We start from the raw sequence: 18,655 nt of genomic DNA, 5'->3' as shown, positions 1-18,655 counted from the left end.
GCCCTACCGTGAGTCAATCGCGCTTTCATCACGTCTTCCTTGCCCAGCGCACGCCACTGCTGCGCACCCTCCAGCGCATGGTCAACAACCCCAGCACCGCCGAAGACCTGCTTCAGGAAACCTACCTGCGTGTCACTCGCGCCTTGGGCGAGCGCACGGTCGAGCACCTCGAACCCTTCGTTTTCCAGACCGCCCGCAACCTGGCGCTGGACCACTTGCGTGCGCGGCGTATTCAGTCCCGGACCCTGCTGGACGACGTGCCGCAGGAAGTTGTCCACAACGTGGTCGCCCCCCAAAGCAGCGCCGAAGACGCGGCCCATGCCGAGCAGATGCTCGAACGCCTCAATCTCCGCCTGCAAGCGCTGAGCCCGCGACAGCAGCAGATTTTTATCCTCAGCCGGCTGCACGGTCACAGTTACCAGGACATCGCTAAACGGCTGGACGTGTCGCTGAGCACCGTGCAGAAGGAACTGAAGCTGATCATGGCGATCTGTGTGGGCGTGGCCGAACGCCTTGGTGGCGACTGAACCTGTAAGGATTTTCTCTAAGAGGCCGTCGCCGATTGCGCTGGCCTGCGACCCTGCTAGGCTTGGTCGCTGACGCTAAATAGCCGTGCAAAAGACACTGCGAGGAACCACCGTGACAGACAAACAACGTGCCCCTGAGCACGCTGCGGCGCAGGACACCGCCCATGCCATGGAACAGGCGCTGGACTGGCTCATTCTGCTGGATAACCCCAGCGAGGAGCAGACCCGGCAGTTCCAGGCCTGGCTGGCGGCCGATCCGCGCCATGGTCAGGCATTCAAGCGGGCCCAGGCGATCTGGAACGGCCCGCAAGTGATGCAAAGCGCCCGGCAACTCAAAGGCCGCCCCCAAGCCAGTGCACTGTCACGCTTGCGCGCCCATTGGAAACCCTTGGCCACCGCTGCCGTGCTGTTTCTGGGCCTGTTCAACTTCAGCGACCTGCCCCTGCGTCTGCAGGCCGATCACCTGACCGTGGTCGGTGAACGCCAGCGCCTGCAACTGGAGGATGGCTCCAAGGTCCTGCTCAACACCGACTCGGCCTTTTCCAGCACGTTCAACGACCAACGGCACATAGCTCGGTTGTACAAAGGCGAGGCGTTTTTCGAAGTCCCGGACACACGCACCCTGCCTCTGCAAATCGACGCCGGGCCGGTCATCGCCAGCGTCAGCAACACCACCTTCGCGGTGCGCTACCTCGATGGCGTGACGCAAGTGCAGGTGCAGCGCGGTGATGTGGATTTGCGGGCCACGCGTTATGACGCCCATGTCAGGCTGTCGGCCGGGGAAAGCATCCGCATCGGCCCCAACGGCTTCGACCGCCCTGCCCGGATGGATGCCAGCACCGATCTGGCGTGGGTCCAGGGACGACTGGTGTTCGAGAATCGACCGCTGAACCAGGTACTGGCCGAGCTGCGACGCTACTACCCTGGCTGGATCATCAACAACAACGAACAGTTGGCCCAGGTCGCAGTGACCGGCAATTATCGCCTCGACCAGCCGCTGGACGTGGTCCGTTCTCTGGCCCACATCACCTCTGCGCGCCTCCAGGAATTCCCGGCGCTGGTGATCCTGAACTAAATGAGAATTATTTTTACTCGATAGGCTTCGCTGGTTCGTCTCGTTATAGCCAATGCAATTGATTCGCATCCAGCGACATCATCTGCACCTATAACAGATGCGACACGGAGCGCTATCGATGTCCTCTCGCCTTACCCGCCGGTCCCTTGCCCCTGCGTGCACGCTGTCATTGCTGACCGCCGCCATCCTGATCGCCGGCACCGCGCCGACCGCCCTCGCCGCCACCACCGTGCAGCCGCCTGCGCGCAATCTTGGTGATTACACTTTTGCCATTGCCCAGCAACCGCTGGTCTCGGCACTGAATGCGTTCACCGCCGTCACGGGCTGGCAGGTCGGCTTGCCCGCAGAACTGGCCGAAGGCGTCGCGTCGCCTGGCGTCAACGGCTCGCTGCCAGCGGAAAAAGCCCTGGAGCGCCTGTTGGTGGGGACCAACCTGAGCTACCGCAAACTGGGCAACACCAGCATTGTTCTGCAAAAGCACAGCACCAGCAGCGTACTGAACCTGCAGCAGGTGACGATCAGCGCCACCCGCCAGGAACAGGACATCGTCAGCGTACCCAGCAGCGTCAGCGTCCACGACCGGCAGGAACTGGACCGCAACAACGTCAACACCCTCAAGGATCTGGTGCGCTATGAACCCGGCGTTTTAGTGGGTGGGGCAGGCCAGCGCGGCGGCATCAGCGGCTACAACATTCGCGGAATCGACGGCAACCGGGTGCTGACGCAGGTCGACGGTGTGGAAATTCCCGGGGGTTTCTTCAACGGCCCGTACGCCAAGATCCAGCGCAATTACGTGGACCCGGAAATCGTCAAGCGCGTGGAGATCCTCCGCGGCCCGGCCTCGGTGCTGTACGGCAGCAATGCCATCGGCGGCGCTGTCAGCTATTTCACCCTTGATCCGGACGACATCATCAAACCGGGTAACGACGTCGGCGCCCGCCTGAAGACCGGCTACAGCTCCGCCGACGAAAGCTGGCTCAAATCCGCCACCCTCGCAGGTCGCAGTGGGCCGTTCGACGGCCTGTTGCATTACAGCCAGCGCGACGGTCATGAAACCCAATCCTACGGCAATAACAACGGCACCGGCCTGGACCGCACCGCGGCCAACCCTGAGGACGTGCGCACCCACAATGTGCTGGCCAAGCTCGGCTGGAACTACAACGATGATTCGCGCCTGGGCCTGGTCTACGAGAAGTACAAGGATGACCGGGACACCGATCTGAGAAGTGCCTATGGCGGCCCCTACTCCGACGGCCAGCCGGCAATTCCTGACTTTGTATTGCCCGGCGGCATGTATCAGTGGCGCACCGGTAACGACACCATCAGCCGCGAACGCTTCGGCCTGGAGCACAGCTTCGCCCTCGACAGCCTGCTCGCCGACCACGTGAAGTGGAGCCTGAACCACCAGATCGCCAAGACCGACCAGAGCACCGCCGAGTTTTACTTCCCCATCACCCGCCAGGTGCTACGCACACGAGAGACCCTCTACGAAGAAAAACAGTGGGTTCTCGACGCCCAGTTGGACAAGGCCTTCAGCCTCGCCGACACCGATCACGCGCTGACCTACGGCACCACGATCAAGCAGCAGAAAGTCACCGGTTCGCGCAGTGGCAATGGCGTCTGTCTGGCCGTCGGCGTGGGTTGCTCAGCCGTCGGTGCCATCAGCACCCGGGACGTGCTGGAAAAAGCCAGCGACTTCCCGGACCCGACCATCAACACCTACAGCCTGTTCGCCCAGGATCAGATCCGTTGGAACCGATGGACTTTCACGCCGGCCCTGCGTTACGACTACACGCGGCTCAAGCCGCACCTGACCGAGGCATTCCTCAACACCGTGGACCCCACCAGCGGCGGTCAAGTCAGCGACAAGAACAAGACCTGGCATCGCGTCTCGCCCAAATTCGGCCTGACCTACGCCCTGAGCGACCAGTACACCTGGTACGGCCAGTACGCCGAAGGCTTCCGCACGCCAACCGCCAAGGCGCTGTATGGTCGCTTTGACAATCCCGGCGCCGGCTACAGCGTGGAACCCAACCCCGATCTGGAACCGGAAAAAAGCAAAAGCTATGAGACTGGCCTGCGGGGCCGTTTCGACTCCGGTTCGTTCGATGTGGCGGTGTTCTACAACAAGTATCGCGACTTCATCAACGAAGATGCGATCACGCCCGGGGCCGATGCGCTGACCTTCCAGAGCAACAACATCAAGCACGCCACCATCAAGGGCGCCGAGGTCAAGGGACGCCTGAACCTGGATCTGTTCGGCGCACCGCAAGGCCTGTACACCCAAGGCTCGGTGGCCTATGCCTACGGTCGCAATAACGACACAGGCGAGCCGATCAACAGCGTCAACCCGCTCACCGGCGTGTTCGGCCTGGGTTACGAGCAGGACCGGTTCGGCACGTTGCTCAACTGGACCCTGGTCAAGAAAAAAGACCGCGTCGACGACAGCAACTTCAACTCGCCCGATGGCGTCAGCAGCCAGTTCAAGACCCCGGGCTTCGGCATCCTCGACCTGACCGGTTTCTACAAGGTGACCCACGACGTCACCGTCAGCGGTGGTCTCTACAACCTCACCGACAAGAAGTACTGGCTGTGGGATGACGTGCGTGGCTACGACAGCGTTGGCGAAGCAGCGGTGCTGAGCCCCGCCAACCTCGACCGTCTGACCCAGCCCGGGCGTAATTTCGCGGTCAATCTGATCTGGGATATCTGACTCGGTTGCCAGGCAAAACAAATACCTGTGGCGAGGAGCGTCATGTGGGAGCAAGGCTTGCCCGCGATGAAGGTGATGCGGTCTTCCAGGAATCGAGGCGCCTGTTCGCGAGCAAGCTTTGCTCCCACAGCCTCTCGCCACAATGTGCTCATTCGAAGGAGTTTTTCATGACTACCCAACACCCCGTTTTACGCTCCCAACGCTTGAACCAGATCACCCACGAGCCCCACAGCAGGCTCGATGCACTGGTCAAGGCCCACGCCCCGTTCGAAACCAAGGCCAACTTCGCCCGCTTCGTCGTGGCCCAGTACCTGTTCCAATCGGAACTGGTGGCGCTGTACAACGACGCCGAACTGTCCAGCCTGATCCCCGACCTGCCGGCCCGTTGCCGGGCAGAAGCGGCCAAGGCAGATCTTGCGGACCTGGACACCGACGTCCCCGCGCCAGTAGCCGGCGCGGTAAAAAATCCGACCCAGGCCGAGGCCCTGGGTTGGCTGTTTGTCTCCGAAGGCTCCAAGCTCGGTGCTGCATTTTTGATCAAGCGCGCCGTCGGCCTGGGCCTGAGCGAAACCTTCGGCGCTCGGCACCTGGCAGAACCTGCCGGCGGTCGTGCTGAAGGCTGGAAAACCTTCATCCGCACCCTCGACGGCCTGGCCTTCACTGAACAGCAGGAAGCCGAAGCGGACAAAGGCGCGCTGGATGCCTTCAATCGGTTTACGGTGTTGCTCGAGCACGCCTATGAAGCTGAACTGGCCTGAAATTCACCACCACTGCCTGTGGGGGCGAGCCTGCTCGCGATTGCGGTGTGTCAGCCTCCAATGATGGCGCCTGGCACACAGCTATCGCGAGCAGGCTCGCTCCCACAAGGAAATGCGTAGGCCTGAAAGAAGTTCATGAACTGTCCAGCCTCGAAAACCGCCCAACTACTCTTCGCCCTGCTCGCCTACACCAGCCTGGCCATCGGCCTGGTCGCCATCGTCGTGCCCGGCCTGCCGACCACCGAGTTCATCCTGTTGGCAGCCTGGGCCGCCACCCGCAGTTCACCGCGACTGAGCGCCTGGCTGGAAAGTCACCGGCTGTTCGGGCCGATGCTGCACAACTGGCGCAACGGCAAGGTCATCCCGCGCCGGACCAAGGTCGGTGCCACCGCCAGCATGCTGTTCTGCGCCGGGCTGATGCTGGTGATGCTCGACCACGGCTGGCCGGTGTATCTGGCCTTGGCCGGCATGGTCCTGGGTAACCTGTGGATCTGGTTCCGCCCGGAACAAGTGCGGGAGCTTGCTCCCGCTGGGCCGCAAAGCGGCCCCCAACGCGATTTTGAACTATGATCGCCCTCTCGTTCCGGAGGGCTTTCGATGTCAGATCTGCTCACGTCCATGCAAGCCGCGCTTGGTTTGCCCACGACCCCGATCACCTTCACCGGCGTCGGTGCCCTGCCGTCGGCGTTCGCCGTCACGGAGCTGGCCTGCGCCAGTATTGCCGCAGCCGGCCAAGCCGCCGCCGAGCTCATCCACCAGCAAACCGGCCGTCTGCCGGCCCTGGAGGTCGACCGACGGCTGGCGTCGTTCTGGTTCTCCACCTCCCTGCGCCCCATCGGCTGGAGCGTACCGCCGATGTGGGATCCGGTAGCCGGCGACTACCCAACCACCGACGGCTGGATTCGCCTGCACACCAATGCGCCGCATCATCGCCTTGCCGCGGAAAAAGTCCTCGGCACCTGCACCGACCGCGCCGACATGGCGGCCAGGGTGGCTCGCTGGAACAAGGCCGAGCTGGAGCAGGCGGTGGTCGAGGCGGGCGGTTGCGCCGCCGAGATGCGTTCATGGCAAGCGTGGCAAACCCACCCTCAAGGCTTGGCAGTCAATGCCGAGCCGCTGGTGCACCTGAGTGAAACGACTGGAGAGCAGCGCAAGCCCTGGCTCGGCTCCGTGACCCAGCCACTGGCGGGCCTCAAGGTACTGGACCTGACCCGCGTCCTGGCAGGCCCCATCGCCAGCCGGTTCCTCGCAGGCCTGGGAGCCGACGTGCTGCGCATCGACCCACCGAGCTGGAACGAGCCCGGCGTGGTGCCGGAAGTCACCCTCGGCAAACGCTGCGCCCGCCTGGATTTGCACCGAGCTGAAGATCGCGTGGCTTTCGAGGCTCTGCTCAAGGACACCGACATCCTCCTGCATGGCTACCGCGCCGACGCCCTGGAACGTTTGGGCTACGGTGCCGAACAACGCCAGCGAATCGCCCCTGGTCTGATCGATGTCAGCCTCAACGCCTACGGCTGGAGCGGCCCCTGGCAGAACCGGCGCGGCTTCGACAGCCTGGTGCAAATGAGCAGCGGCATCGCCGAAGCCGGCATGGGCTGGAAACACACAGACAAGCCAACCCCGCTGCCGGTGCAGGCCCTGGACCACGGCACCGGATACCTGATGGCCGCCAGCGCGATTGTGTTGCTGTCCCGACGATTGATGAGCGGCCAGGGCGGCTCGGCACGCTTGTCACTGGCGCGCACGGCGAAGCTGTTGATCGAACGTGGCGCGGGGGATCCGACCTCATTGCGGGCCGAGGCCGAGGATGATCAGGGACTGGTGGTCGAACAGACGCCGTGGGGACCGGCCCATCGCCTGCAGGTGCCCTTGAAAATCACCGGAACACCACTGCAATGGACCTTGCCGGCGGCGGAGTTGGGCGCGCATCGGGCCCGGTGGTGACGACCGTCCGTTGTGGCGAGGGGATTTATGTGGGAGCAAGACTTGCTCCCACATAAATCCCTCAACGCCCCCAAAAAGCTGACCTTCGCCTCAAAGCGCCAAAAACCCACTGTACAACCCATAAGCCGCCATGCCCGCCCCGGCCATCACACAGGCAAAGACCCCCTTCTCAACGTGAGTGAACAAGGGCTGCCCCTGCTCTCGCTTGGCCTGGGCGAACAGGATCACCCCGGGCGCATACAACAGCGCCGACAACAGCAGGTATTTCACGCCACCGGCATACAACAACCACACCGCGTAGCACAGGGCAACGCCACCGATGCACAGGTCTTTCATGCGCCGAGCCGAGGCCTGTTCATAGGTTTCCCCACGGGCGCACAGCAGCACCGCATAGGCCGCCGACCACAGATACGGCACCAGAATCATCGACGAGGCGAGATAGATCAGGCTGGTGTAGGTACCGGCGGAAAACAGCGTGATCAACAAAAACAGCTGGATCATGCCATTGGTCAGCCACAGCGCATTGACCGGCGCATGGTTGGCGTTTTCCCTGGTCAGGAATGCCGGCATGGTCTTGTCCCGGGCGGTGGCGTAAAGAATTTCCGCGCACAACAACGCCCAGGACAGCAGCGCGCCGAGCAGTGACACCGCCAGTCCCACACTGATCAGCAACGCGCCCCACGGCCCGACGATATGCTCCAGGACGCCGGCCAAGGATGGGTTCTGCAACTGCGCCAGTTCAGGCTGGCTCATGACCCCCAGGGACAGCACATTCACCAGCACCAGCAACGCCAACACCCCGAGGAATCCGATCACTGTCGCACGCCCTACGTCCGCGCGTTTTTCTGCCCGCGCCGAATACACACTGGCGCCTTCGATACCGATGAACACGAACACCGTGACCAGCATCATGTGCCGCACCTGGTCCATCACACTGCCCAGGTCCGGGCTCAGTGTGCCCCAGATATCGCGGGTGAAAATCTCGGCCTCGAAGGCCACCCCGGCCATTACAACGAACATCAACAGAGGCACGATCTTGGCCACGGTGGTCACCAGGTTGATGAACGCCGCTTCTCTGATGCCCCGCAGCACCAGGAAATGCACCGCCCACAGCAGCAACGATGCACAGCCGATGGCCACCGGCGTATTGCCTTGGCCGAACACCGGGAAGAAATAGCCCAAGGTACTGAACAGCAGCACGAAGTAACCGACGTTGCCCATCCAGGCGCTGATCCAGTACCCCCAGGCGGACGAAAAACCCATGTAGTCACCGAACCCGGCCTTGGCATAGGCATACACGCCCGAGTCCAGTTCCGGCTTGCGATTGGCCAGGGTCTGGAACACAAAGGCCAGGGTCAGCATGCCGACGGCGGTAATGGCCCAGCCAATGAGCACCGCTCCGACATCCGCCCGAGCCGCCATGTTTTGCGGCAGGGAAAAGATCCCTCCACCGATCATCGACCCCACCACCAATGCGATCAGGGCGCCGAGGGGTAACTTTTCGATGGGCTGCGGCATGTTCTCTCACTATTTAAATAAGTAAATAAAGCGACATAACGTTTTTGAATAACGCCATCCACGAAAATTCCAAATACTTATGGACCGACCATTGTCCAATGGCATCAATTAAAAAGTCCATGTGGCAAGATTATTTTTGTCATGTCAGCAGCCTACAAAATAGTTGCGACTCATTGAAAATCAACTAGCGTGAATAATCCCGAGGGAAGGAAACTTTATATTCCCCTGCCGAACGCCCCATAGAGTGGGCCTTTCGCACAACTACAGACGCCTACGGACGCCGTTAACGCCTTCATTAACAATGGAATGTTGTCATGCACTGATCCAGATCAGCTATTCAACTTTCAAATCGACTTAGTCTGTTGATTCTCTTCTCCTGCGCTGGAGTCTCGCAAATGTCTGATACCCCCGCAAAACTTCGATTGGGTGCACTGGTCGCCCTGGTCGTCGGTTCGATGATCGGCGGCGGAATCTTTTCCTTGCCGCAAAATATGGCGGCCAGTGCCGATGTCGGCGCCGTGCTCATCGGCTGGGCCATTACCGCCGTCGGCATGCTGACCCTGGCTTTCGTATTCCAGACCCTGGCCAACCGTAAACCCGATCTGGACGGCGGTGTATATGCCTATGCCAAGGCCGGGTTCGGTGACTACATGGGCTTCTCGTCGGCCTGGGGTTACTGGATCAGCGCCTGGCTGGGCAACGTCGGTTACTTCGTGCTGTTGTTCAGCACCCTGGGCTACTTCTTCCCGGTGTTTGGCGAGGGTAATACCGTCGCGGCGGTGATCGGTGCATCAGTGCTGCTCTGGGCGGTGCATTGGCTGGTCCTGCGGGGCATCAGAGAAGCGGCGTTCATCAACTTGGTGACCACCATCGCCAAGGTGGTGCCGCTGTTGCTGTTCGTGCTGATCGCGGTGTTCGCCTTCAGGCTCGATATCTTCACCGCCGATATCTGGGGCTTGAAGAACCCGGACCTGGGCAGCGTGATGAATCAGGTGCGCAACATGATGCTGGTCACCGTGTGGGTGTTCATCGGCATTGAAGGGGCAAGCATATTTTCCGCCCGTGCCGAGAAACGCACAGACGTAGGCAAGGCGACCGTGATCGGTTTCATCACCGTGCTGCTGTTCCTGGTACTGGTGAACGTGCTGTCCCTGGGCATCATGACCCAGCCTGAACTTGCAAAGTTGCAGAACCCGTCCATGGCCGCCGTGCTGGAGCACGTCGTCGGCCATTGGGGCGCGGTACTGATCAGCGTCGGCCTGATCATCTCGCTGCTCGGTGCCCTGCTGTCCTGGGTGCTGCTGTGCGCCGAGATCATGTTCGCCGCGGCCAAGGACCACACCATGCCCGAGTTCCTGCGCCGGGAGAACGCCAACCACGTACCGGCCAACGCCCTGTGGCTGACCAATGCGATGGTCCAGCTGTTCCTGATCATCACTTTGTTCTCGGCCAGCACTTACCTGTCACTGATCTACCTCGCCACCTCGATGATCCTGGTGCCCTACCTGTGGTCGGCGGCTTACGCCGTGCTGTTGGCGGTACGCGGCGAGACCTACGAAAACGCCCTGGCCGACCGCCGCAAGGATCTGACCGTGGCGGCTATCGCCCTGATCTACGCGGTGTGGCTGCTGTATGCCGGCGGGATCAAATACCTGCTGCTCTCAGCCCTGCTCTACGCCCCCGGCGCGATCCTGTTCGCCAAGGCCAAGCGCGAGCTGGGCAAACCGATTTTCACCTCTGTCGAGAAGCTGATTTTCGCCGCAGTGATCGCAGGCGCCCTGGTGGCCGCCTATGGGCTCTACGACGGCTTCCTGACCTTGTAGCTGGCTGATTGTCTTAACTGGAGGATTTGTAATGACCACGGAAAAAGTGAAATACGGCGTTCATTCCGAAGCCGGTAAATTACGTAAAGTCATGGTGTGTTCCCCAGGCCTGGCCCATCAGCGGCTGACCCCGAACAACTGCGACGAGCTGCTTTTCGACGACGTGATCTGGGTCAACCAGGCCAAGCGCGATCATTTCGATTTCGTCACCAAGATGCGCGAGCGTGACATCGACGTGCTGGAAATGCACAACCTGCTGACCGACATCGTCGCCATCCCCGAAGCCCTGGACTGGATCCTGCAGCGCAAGATCACCGCCAACTCGGTGGGCCTGGGCCTGGTGAATGAAGTCGGTTCCTGGCTGCGCAGCCTGGAGCCACGCCATATCGCCGAATTCCTGATCGGCGGCGTCTCGGCCGATGACCTGCCGGACAGCTTCGGCGGCAAAACCATCCAGATGTTCCGCGACTTTCTCGGGCACTCAAGTTTCATCCTGCCGCCGCTGCCCAACACCCAGTTCACCCGCGACACCACTTGCTGGATCTACGGCGGCGTGACCCTGAACCCGATGTACTGGCCGGCACGCCGCCAGGAAACCCTGCTGGCGAGCGCCATCTACAAGTTCCACCCGGAGTTCACCCAGGCTGACTTCCAGATCTGGTACGGCGACCCGGACCAGGATCACGGCAACGCGACCCTCGAAGGCGGCGACGTGATGCCCATTGGCAACGGCGTCGTGCTGATTGGCATGGGCGAACGCTCGTCGCGCCAGGCCATCGGTCAACTGGCGCTGAACCTGTTCAAGCACAAGGCCGTGGAACGGGTGATCGTCGCCGGCTTGCCGAAATCCCGCGCCGCCATGCACCTGGACACCGTGTTCAGCTTCTGCGATCGCGACCTGGTGACGGTTTTCCCGGAAGTGGTGAGCCAGATCGTCGCCTTCTCCCTGCGCCCAGACGAGAGCAAGCCCGGCGGCATCGATATACGTCGCGAAGAAGGCAGCTTCCTCGACACCGTCGCCACGGCCCTCAAGCTGCCGGCGCTGCGGGTGGTGGAAACCGGCGGCAACAGCTTTGCCGCCGAACGCGAACAATGGGACGACGGCAATAACGTGGTGGCCCTGGAACCGGGCGTGGTGATCGGCTACGACCGCAACACCTACACCAACACCCTGCTGCGCAAGGCCGGGGTGGAAGTCATTACCATCAGCGCCAGCGAACTGGGCCGCGGCCGGGGCGGTGGTCACTGCATGACCTGCCCGATCATTCGCGACCCGATCGACTACTGACCTTTGAGCCTGGGCCGGTATTTACCCAATACCGGCCCAGGGGATAACCGAAACCCAAGGAGATCCAAATCATGGCTTTCAACATGCGCAACCGCAGCCTGCTGAGCTTGATGCACCACACCAACCGCGAACTGCACTATCTGCTGGACCTGTCCCGCGACCTCAAGCGTGCCAAGTACACCGGCACCGAACAACCGCACCTCAAGGGCAAGAACATCGCGCTGATCTTCGAGAAAACCTCGACCCGCACCCGCTGCGCCTTCGAAGTCGCGGCCCATGACCAGGGTGCCCACGTCACCTACATCGACCCGGTGTCGTCGCAGATCGGCCACAAGGAAAGCATGAAAGACACCGCCCGGGTGCTGGGACGGATGTTCGACGCCATCGAGTATCGCGGCTTCGAGCAGGAGATCGTCGAGGAGCTGGCCAAATTCGCCGGCGTGCCGGTGTTCAACGGCCTGACCGCTGAATTCCACCCCACTCAAATGATCGCCGACACCCTGACCATGCGCGAGCACAGCGACAAGCCGCTGCACGACATCAGTTACGCCTACTTGGGCGATGCCCGCTATAACATGGGCAATTCGCTGCTGATGATCGGCGCCAAACTGGGCATGGACGTACGCATCGGTGCGCCAAAGGCCCTGTGGCCGCACCAGGATTTCATCGACCAGTGCCAGGCCTTCGCCGCCGAAAGCGGCGCACGCATCACCATCACCGAGGACCCGAAGGAAGCCGTCAAGGGTGTGGACTTCATCCACACTGACATCTGGGTCTCCATGGGCGAGCCGGTGGAAGCCTGGGACGAGCGCATCGAGCAACTGCTGCCCTACCAGGTCAACGCGCAAATGATGAAGGCCTCGGGCAACCCGCGGGTGAAATTCATGCACTGCCTGCCGGCGTTCCATAACAGCGAAACCAAGGTCGGCAAGGACATCGCCGCGCGCTATCCGAACCTGGCCAATGGCGTGGAAGTGACCGAGGAGGTGTTCGAATCCCCGGCCAACATCGCCTTCGAGCAAGCAGAAAACCGCATGCATACCATCAAGGCGATCCTGGTGTCGGCGCTGGCGGATATCTAGAACCTCAGGCAACTCGCGCGTTCTGGAGCAGAACTGTGGGAGCAAGGCTTGCCCGCGATGCAGACACCTGGGTGTAGCTGATGGACCAGGCGATGCCATCGCGGGCAAGCCATGCTCCCACAGGCCAGCTCCCACAAGGGGGCCGAGTCGTCCATTATTTCTCTGTCAGAGGACAGCATTATGCGCATCGTCGTAGCCCTGGGCGGCAACGCCCTTCTGCGTCGGGGTGAACCCATGACCGCCGACAATCAACGCAGCAACATCCGCACGGCGACCGAACAGATCGCCAAAATCCACCCCGGCAACGAGCTGGTCATCGCCCACGGCAATGGCCCCCAGGTCGGCCTGTTGTCGCTGCAGGCCGCGGCCTACACCTCGGTCTCGCCGTATCCGCTGGACGTGCTCGGCGCCGAGACCGAGGGCATGATCGGTTACATCATCGAACAGGAACTGGGCAACCTGCTGGACTTCGAAGTGCCGTTCGCCACGTTGTTGACCCAGGTCGAAGTGGACGCCAACGACCCAGGCTTCCAGAACCCCACCAAGCCCATTGGCCCGGTCTACACAAAGGCTGAGGCGGAAAAACTCGCGGCTGAAAAAGGCTGGTCCATCGCCCCGGATGGTGACAAGTTCCGCCGCGTGGTCGCCAGCCCTCGCCCCAAGCGCATCTTCGAAATCCGCCCGATCAAGTGGCTGCTGGAAAAAGGCAGCATCGTGATCTGCGCTGGCGGGGGTGGTATCCCGACGATGTACGACGCCGACGGCAAGCTACGGGGCGTGGAAGCGGTGATCGACAAAGACTTGTGCTCGGCGCTGCTGGCTGAACAACTGGAAAGCGATCTGTTGGTGATTGCCACCGATGTCAACGCCGCGTTCGTCGATTTCGGCAAGCCGACCCAGAAAGCCATTGCCCAGGCCCACCCCGATGAAATGGACAAGCTGGGGTTCGCCGCCGGTTCCATGGGGCCGAAAGTCCAGGCCGCCTGCGAATTTGCCCGCAACACTGGCAAGGTCGCGGTGATCGGCTCACTCTCGGACATCGAAGCGATCGTCCAAGGCACCGCCGGCACCCGCATCAGCACGGCCCAACTTGGCATCGCTTATCGATAACAGGAAACTTGCGGGGCAGATTCACGGTCTGCCCTACACCCACGCCTTCGAAGGAGAGTCGTTTATGGCCATGTTCGAACCCGGTCACCTGCACATGGAACGCCATGCACTGAACAAGGATGATTTCAGCTATAACCTGTGCATCGACTATAAGGTCGACCAGAACAAAAAAGAGGGCACGGGCATGTCGTTCCGGGTGCATGGCACCGTTGAAGACAAGCCCGTGGACGAAGAATTTTTCCTGGCCAAGGACCAAGCCTTCGACTTCGCCCGCCATGCCACGCGCATCGCCCAGAAATACGGCCTGCCCAAGACCGCCAGCATCGGCTCGATGCACAAGTACTACGACGAGATGTTCGAAGACGTGCGCAAGCAACTGGACGTCAAGCCGGGCGACCCGATGAAGCCTGAACACCTGGAGTAACCTGGTTCAAAGCCCCCAATTCCCTGTGGGAGCGAGTCTGCTCGCGATAGCGGTGCAACAGTCAACATCAATGGGGGCTGACCCACCGCATTCGCGAGCAAGCCCGCTCCCCACAAAGGGTTATCAGCGTCCTGAATATCGGTTACATCAAACCACTGACTGGCTGGCAACCCGCTACGGCTGACCTATGCTGAAAGTAGTACCCCCGGGTATTCGTTCAAAGGTCATCGCCATGAACATTAAAACAAGAAGACGCCTCGCCATTTTTATCACCTGCACCGCCACGCTTGCGCTGTATGGCACGGCGGCCTATCGGGTCGAACAGACCAGGCAGTTGCCGCGTGAATACGCCAGTTGCAACTTCGAACGCTGCATTCCTCACACCGCGACCCTGAACGCCTTGCGCTGAGGCGTGTTCAGTCGTCCGGTTGATCGGTCTTGAGCCGGTCCCGGAATGCCTTGGGAGAGATGCCAACTCGCCGGCGAAACAACCGGGTGAAATTGGTCGGGTCGGAAAAGCCGAGCATTTCAGAGATCTCGTAGATCGTCATGCCGGTGTACGTCAGCAGCCGTTTGGCCTCCAGCAGTTGGCGCTCATGCATGATCTGCAGGGCCGGCTGCCCCGCCAGTTCCCGACAGGTGCCGTTGAGGTGCGACACGGAGATGCCCAGACGATGGGCCAGGTCTTCGACCTTGACATGCTGGCGATAGGTTTCTTCCACCAACTGAATGAACCCGTTGAGGTACTCCCGCGCGCGTTGTGGGCGCTGGGCCTGCGTACGCCGCTGCATCACCTGACGACTGACCCAGACCATGATCACGCTGACCAAGGCATGCATCAGCATTTCCCGGGCCGGCTGATGCCCACCGTATTCAGCCTGCAGGGCGCTGAACAGGCTATTGAGGTACTCGGCATCTTCCAGGGCCGGGTAGCTTTCGGCCTGGGCCAGCACGTTGACCGAATGACCCAGCTGCGCTTGCAGGTGCGTCACCAGCGGTGCGGCCAGGGTCACCACGTAACCCTGCACATCCTCGGAAAAACGGAAGCCATGCACCGACAACGGCGGCAGGATCTGCACCGCCGGCTCGTCGAGCTGTGTGCGCTGGCCTTCGATTTCCAGCTCCGCCTGGCCCTTGAAGACAAACAACAACTGACAGAGATCGGCGTGCCGATGGGGTTTGATCTCCCATTGGTGCTCTCGGCTGCGCTTGGAAATGGTTTCACAGTGCAGCAGGTCCGGGGTCGGCCAATCCTGGCTCTCGCCGTAGAGCTTGAATACCGGGATTGAAGGCAGGTCTGTTTTTTTCATCACGAGGATCGGCCTGGGTTGCGGGCGATAATCGCACCGATTGGTAGAAAGTACAGGTATCGGCTCAGTTTTCCCCTTCAATTGACAGGTCCGCAAGCGAAAAATGCAAGCACCCCAATCAACACCGACCCTGGTCAGGTGCTTCGTGCGAGTCATAACAACAATGAAAACCCTCAAGACCCAAGTTGCCATTATCGGTGCCGGCCCTTCTGGGCTGCTGCTCGGCCAGTTGTTGCACAACGCTGGAATTGACACGGTGATCCTCGAACGCCAGACCCCGGACTATGTGCTGAGCCGCATCCGCGCCGGTGTGCTGGAGCAAGGCATGGCCCAACTGCTGCGCCAGGCCGGCGTCGGCCAGCGCATGGACGCCGAGGGACTGCCCCATGACGGCTTTGAGCTGGCGCTCAACGGCCGTCGGGTGCACATCGACCTGAAGGGGCTGACTGGCGGTAAAAACGTCATGATCTACGGCCAGACTGAAGTCACCCGCGACCTGATGGCCGCCCGAGAAGCCGCCGGCGCCCGCACGCTTTATCAGGTCGGCAATGCCCAGCCCCACGACATGCAAACCGAGAGCCCCTTCGTGACCTTCGAGCACCAAGGGCAAACCTGGCGCCTGGACTGCGATTACATTGCCGGTTGTGACGGTTTCCATGGTGTGGCGCGCCAGTCGATCCCCGCGGAAAAACTCAAGGTTTTCGAGCGGGTCTACCCGTTTGGCTGGCTCGGCATCCTGGCCGACACCCCACCGGTTCACGAGGAGTTGGTCTACGCCCGTCACGAACGTGGTTTTGCCCTGTGCAGCATGCGTTCCAAGACGCGCACCCGTTATTACCTGCAAGTGCCCGCCGAGGAGCAAGTGGCCGATTGGCCGGACGAGCGCTTCTGGTCTGAACTGAAAAACCGCCTGCCAGCCGACCTGGCCCAAGCCCTGGTGACAGGTCCCTCCATCGAGAAAAGCATCGCGCCGCTGCGCAGCTTCGTGGTCGAGCCAATGCAGTATGGACGGATGTTCCTGGTGGGGGACGCGGCCCACATCGTTCCGCCCACCGGCGCCAAGGGGCTGAACCTGGCCGCCAGCGACGTCAGCACGCTGTTCAACATTCTGCTCAAGGTCTATCGCGACGGCCGTACGGACTTGCTGGAAAAGTATTCCGCCATTTGCCTGCGGCGGGTGTGGAAAGCCGAGCGTTTCTCCTGGTGGATGACGTCCATGCTGCACCGCTTCGACGACGACGCCTTCAACCAGCGCATCAGCGAAGCGGAGCTGGAATATTTCGTCGACTCCGAGGCGGGTCGAAAAACCATCGCGGAAAACTACGTCGGACTTCCTTACGAGGCTATCGAATAGCCGGCTATCGACTTAAACTGCGGGCTCAGTCCTATTCGCCCCCCAGGCGTGATGCCCGCAGGTTCTGCCTTGACTCAACTCCATACCTCCCACGCCCCACAGCCTGCCATCCGTAGTGTGCTGGTGGCCCTGATGCTGGCGATTTTTCTCGGCGCACTGGATCAAACCATCGTTGCCGTCTCGATGCCGGCCATTTCCGCCCAATTGGGTGATGTCGGCCTGCTGGCCTGGGTGATTTCCGGCTACATGGTCGCCATGACCGTGGCGGTGCCGATCTACGGCAAGCTCGGTGACCTCTACGGTCGGCGGCCGTTGATGCTGTTCGGCATGGGGCTGTTCACCCTCGCCTCACTGTTCTGCGGGCTGGCGCAAAACATGGAGCAACTGGTGCTGGCGCGCATTTTCCAGGGCATCGGCGCCGGCGGGATGATCTCGGTGAGCCAGGCGATCATCGGCGACATCGTGCCGCCCCGCGAACGTGGCCGTTATCAGGGCTATTTCAGCAGCATGTATGCGCTGGCCAGTGTGGCGGGGCCGGTATTGGGCGGCTACATGACCGAGTACCTGTCGTGGCGCTGGGTGTTCCTGATCAACCTGCCCTTGGGCCTGGGGGCCTGGCTGATTGCCCGGCGCACCCTCGTCGGGTTGCCGGTGCCGCACCGTAAGCCAATCATCGATTACCTGGGCACCGTGCTGTTGATCATCGGCCTGACCGCGCTGCTGCTGGGCATCACCGAGGTTGGCCAGGGCCACGCCTGGCACAGCAGAGAGGTACTGGGGCTGCTGGGTTGCGCCGTGGTGGCATTGTCAGTGTTCATCTGGCAGGAGCGCCGGGCTCGGGAACCGTTGTTACCGATGCACCTGTTCGTCAACCGCAACGCCGTGTTGTGCTGGTGCACGGTGTTTTTCACAAGTTTCCAGGCGATTTCCCTGACCGTGCTGGTGCCGTTGCGCTATCAGAGCGTGACCGGGGCTGGCGCCGACAGCGCAGCGTTGCACTTGTTGCCGCTGGCGATGGGGTTGCCCATAGGTGCTTATTTCGCCGGACGCCGTACCTCGATCACTGGCCACTACCAACCGATGATCCTCAGCGGCGCCCTGCTCTTCCCGTTTGCGATCCTCGGCATGGCCTTCACCCCGCCCGACGCGTTCTGGCTCAGCAGCCTGTTCATGCTGCTCAGCGGTATCGCTTCCGGCATGCAGTTCCCGACTTCGCTGGTGGGGTCGCAAAACTCGGTGCAACAGCAGGACATCGGGGTCGCCACCAGCACCACCAATCTGTTCCGCTCCCTCGGCGGCGCCGTGGGCGTGGCGCTGATGTCGGCGTTGCTGCTGGCTTTGCTGCAGGACTCAAGCGTTGCCCAACTCGCCGGTTCGTCGCCGTTGGGTGAAGGGCATTCCGGCAATGTTTTGCTGGATGGCTTGAACGCTGCCCCCGGCGAAGCACAACACGCCTTGCGTCAGCAATTGCAGACGACGTTCCGGCATTTGTTGCTGATCAGCGCCGCGGTGTCGTTGTTGGGGCTGGCGGCGGCAGTGGCGATGCCCAATCGCGTGTTGCGTGGGCGGGATGACAAGGCGCGCTAGTCAGAATGCACAAATAACCTGTGGTGGGAGATCTGTGGGAGCAAAGCTTGCTCGCGAAACAGGCGCCTCGGTTTTCTGAACGACCGCATCGCCTTCATCGCGGGCAAGCCTTGCTCCCACACAAGCCTTGCTCCCGCAGATG

The 18,655-nt window shown here is 61.5% G+C and carries 16 protein-coding genes; 14 read left to right on the top strand and 2 right to left on the bottom strand.

What is annotated here, in order from left to right; all coding sequences use genetic code 11:
- The first annotated feature begins 8 nt into the window (after positions 1-8).
- From AC3I65_RS05775 to AC3I65_RS05750, 6 genes are all read left to right on the top strand, one after another.
- On the top strand, positions 9-527 hold the full coding sequence (locus tag AC3I65_RS05775; RefSeq protein WP_047228369.1) for an RNA polymerase sigma factor: 519 nt from the start codon (positions 9-11) through the stop codon (positions 525-527).
- Between the two features lie 169 nt (positions 528-696).
- Positions 697-1,602, top strand: coding sequence for a FecR family protein (locus AC3I65_RS05770; protein WP_218575611.1), 906 nt, complete (start codon positions 697-699; stop codon positions 1,600-1,602).
- 118 nt (positions 1,603-1,720) lie between these two features.
- Positions 1,721-4,315: a TonB-dependent receptor gene (locus AC3I65_RS05765; protein WP_488523539.1), complete on the top strand. Its 2,595-nt coding sequence runs from the start codon at positions 1,721-1,723 to the stop codon at positions 4,313-4,315.
- Between the two features lie 167 nt (positions 4,316-4,482).
- On the top strand, positions 4,483-5,073 hold the full coding sequence (locus AC3I65_RS05760) for a biliverdin-producing heme oxygenase (protein WP_139050982.1): 591 nt from the start codon (positions 4,483-4,485) through the stop codon (positions 5,071-5,073).
- Between the two features lie 135 nt (positions 5,074-5,208).
- Complete coding sequence (locus AC3I65_RS05755) at positions 5,209-5,643, top strand: YbaN family protein (protein WP_047228373.1); 435 nt, start codon at positions 5,209-5,211, stop codon at positions 5,641-5,643.
- Between the two features lie 27 nt (positions 5,644-5,670).
- Positions 5,671-7,017, top strand: coding sequence for a CoA transferase (locus tag AC3I65_RS05750; RefSeq protein WP_076386058.1), 1,347 nt, complete (start codon positions 5,671-5,673; stop codon positions 7,015-7,017).
- A 90-nt stretch (positions 7,018-7,107) separates the two neighbouring features.
- On the opposite strand, the gene arcD (AC3I65_RS05745) is transcribed toward AC3I65_RS05750, so the two are convergent.
- Positions 7,108-8,535: an arginine-ornithine antiporter gene (arcD, locus tag AC3I65_RS05745; RefSeq protein ID WP_047228375.1), complete on the bottom strand. Its 1,428-nt coding sequence runs from the start codon at positions 8,533-8,535 to the stop codon at positions 7,108-7,110.
- Positions 8,536-8,930: 395 nt separating this feature from the next.
- Here arcD (AC3I65_RS05745) and arcD (AC3I65_RS05740) point away from each other — a divergent pair, with 395 nt between their 5' ends.
- From arcD (AC3I65_RS05740) to AC3I65_RS05715, 6 genes are all read left to right on the top strand, one after another.
- Complete coding sequence (arcD, locus tag AC3I65_RS05740; protein WP_047228376.1) at positions 8,931-10,358, top strand: arginine-ornithine antiporter; 1,428 nt, start codon at positions 8,931-8,933, stop codon at positions 10,356-10,358.
- 31 nt (positions 10,359-10,389) lie between these two features.
- Positions 10,390-11,646: an arginine deiminase gene (gene arcA, locus AC3I65_RS05735; RefSeq protein ID WP_107321619.1), complete on the top strand. Its 1,257-nt coding sequence runs from the start codon at positions 10,390-10,392 to the stop codon at positions 11,644-11,646.
- A gap of 71 nt (positions 11,647-11,717) precedes the next feature.
- Complete coding sequence (locus AC3I65_RS05730; protein ID WP_047228378.1) at positions 11,718-12,728, top strand: ornithine carbamoyltransferase; 1,011 nt, start codon at positions 11,718-11,720, stop codon at positions 12,726-12,728.
- 180 nt (positions 12,729-12,908) lie between these two features.
- Positions 12,909-13,838: a carbamate kinase gene (gene arcC / locus AC3I65_RS05725; protein ID WP_047228379.1), complete on the top strand. Its 930-nt coding sequence runs from the start codon at positions 12,909-12,911 to the stop codon at positions 13,836-13,838.
- Between the two features lie 64 nt (positions 13,839-13,902).
- A complete protein-coding gene (locus AC3I65_RS05720) occupies positions 13,903-14,262 on the top strand; it encodes a DUF5064 family protein (RefSeq protein ID WP_047228380.1) in 360 nt (119 codons plus the stop codon).
- Between the two features lie 232 nt (positions 14,263-14,494).
- On the top strand, positions 14,495-14,671 hold the full coding sequence (locus AC3I65_RS05715) for a hypothetical protein (protein ID WP_172833804.1): 177 nt from the start codon (positions 14,495-14,497) through the stop codon (positions 14,669-14,671).
- A gap of 7 nt (positions 14,672-14,678) precedes the next feature.
- On the opposite strand, the gene AC3I65_RS05710 is transcribed toward AC3I65_RS05715, so the two are convergent.
- Positions 14,679-15,572 carry a helix-turn-helix domain-containing protein gene (locus tag AC3I65_RS05710; protein ID WP_047228381.1) on the bottom strand — a complete coding sequence of 298 codons (894 nt, stop codon included), beginning with the start codon at positions 15,570-15,572 and terminating at the stop codon, positions 14,679-14,681.
- Between the two features lie 163 nt (positions 15,573-15,735).
- Here AC3I65_RS05710 and pobA point away from each other — a divergent pair, with 163 nt between their 5' ends.
- Both pobA and AC3I65_RS05700 read left to right on the top strand, forming a co-directional pair.
- The gene (gene pobA, locus AC3I65_RS05705; protein ID WP_076386066.1) at positions 15,736-16,926 is read left to right on the top strand and encodes a 4-hydroxybenzoate 3-monooxygenase; all 1,191 of its coding nucleotides are present in this window, start codon (positions 15,736-15,738) and stop codon (positions 16,924-16,926) included.
- 69 nt (positions 16,927-16,995) lie between these two features.
- On the top strand, positions 16,996-18,513 hold the full coding sequence (locus tag AC3I65_RS05700) for an MDR family MFS transporter (RefSeq protein WP_487777657.1): 1,518 nt from the start codon (positions 16,996-16,998) through the stop codon (positions 18,511-18,513).
- Positions 18,514-18,655 lie beyond the last annotated feature (142 nt).

Source organism: Pseudomonas sp. N-1-13 (assembly GCF_057787095.1).
The sequence above is the reverse complement of the archived record's forward strand: the minus strand, read 5'-3'. Positions and strand labels throughout refer to the sequence as shown.

What these genes read in the sequence shown, in the direction of transcription:
- AC3I65_RS05770 (WP_218575611.1), top strand. Translation starts at nt 697, where the DNA reads ATGGAACAGGCGCTGGACTGGCTCATTCTGCTGGATAACCCCAGCGAG.
- arcC (WP_047228379.1), top strand. Translation starts at nt 12,909, where the DNA reads ATGCGCATCGTCGTAGCCCTGGGCGGCAACGCCCTTCTGCGTCGGGGT.
- AC3I65_RS05760 (WP_139050982.1), top strand. Translation starts at nt 4,483, where the DNA reads ATGACTACCCAACACCCCGTTTTACGCTCCCAACGCTTGAACCAGATC.
- arcD (WP_047228376.1), top strand. Translation starts at nt 8,931, where the DNA reads ATGTCTGATACCCCCGCAAAACTTCGATTGGGTGCACTGGTCGCCCTG.
- AC3I65_RS05730 (WP_047228378.1), top strand. Translation starts at nt 11,718, where the DNA reads ATGGCTTTCAACATGCGCAACCGCAGCCTGCTGAGCTTGATGCACCAC.
- AC3I65_RS05755 (WP_047228373.1), top strand. Translation starts at nt 5,209, where the DNA reads ATGAACTGTCCAGCCTCGAAAACCGCCCAACTACTCTTCGCCCTGCTC.
- AC3I65_RS05715 (WP_172833804.1), top strand. Translation starts at nt 14,495, where the DNA reads ATGAACATTAAAACAAGAAGACGCCTCGCCATTTTTATCACCTGCACC.
- AC3I65_RS05750 (WP_076386058.1), top strand. Translation starts at nt 5,671, where the DNA reads ATGTCAGATCTGCTCACGTCCATGCAAGCCGCGCTTGGTTTGCCCACG.
- arcA (WP_107321619.1), top strand. Translation starts at nt 10,390, where the DNA reads ATGACCACGGAAAAAGTGAAATACGGCGTTCATTCCGAAGCCGGTAAA.
- AC3I65_RS05720 (WP_047228380.1), top strand. Translation starts at nt 13,903, where the DNA reads ATGGCCATGTTCGAACCCGGTCACCTGCACATGGAACGCCATGCACTG.
- pobA (WP_076386066.1), top strand. Translation starts at nt 15,736, where the DNA reads ATGAAAACCCTCAAGACCCAAGTTGCCATTATCGGTGCCGGCCCTTCT.
- arcD (WP_047228375.1), bottom strand. Translation starts at nt 8,535, where the DNA reads ATGCCGCAGCCCATCGAAAAGTTACCCCTCGGCGCCCTGATCGCATTG.
- AC3I65_RS05710 (WP_047228381.1), bottom strand. Translation starts at nt 15,572, where the DNA reads ATGAAAAAAACAGACCTGCCTTCAATCCCGGTATTCAAGCTCTACGGC.
- AC3I65_RS05765 (WP_488523539.1), top strand. Translation starts at nt 1,721, where the DNA reads ATGTCCTCTCGCCTTACCCGCCGGTCCCTTGCCCCTGCGTGCACGCTG.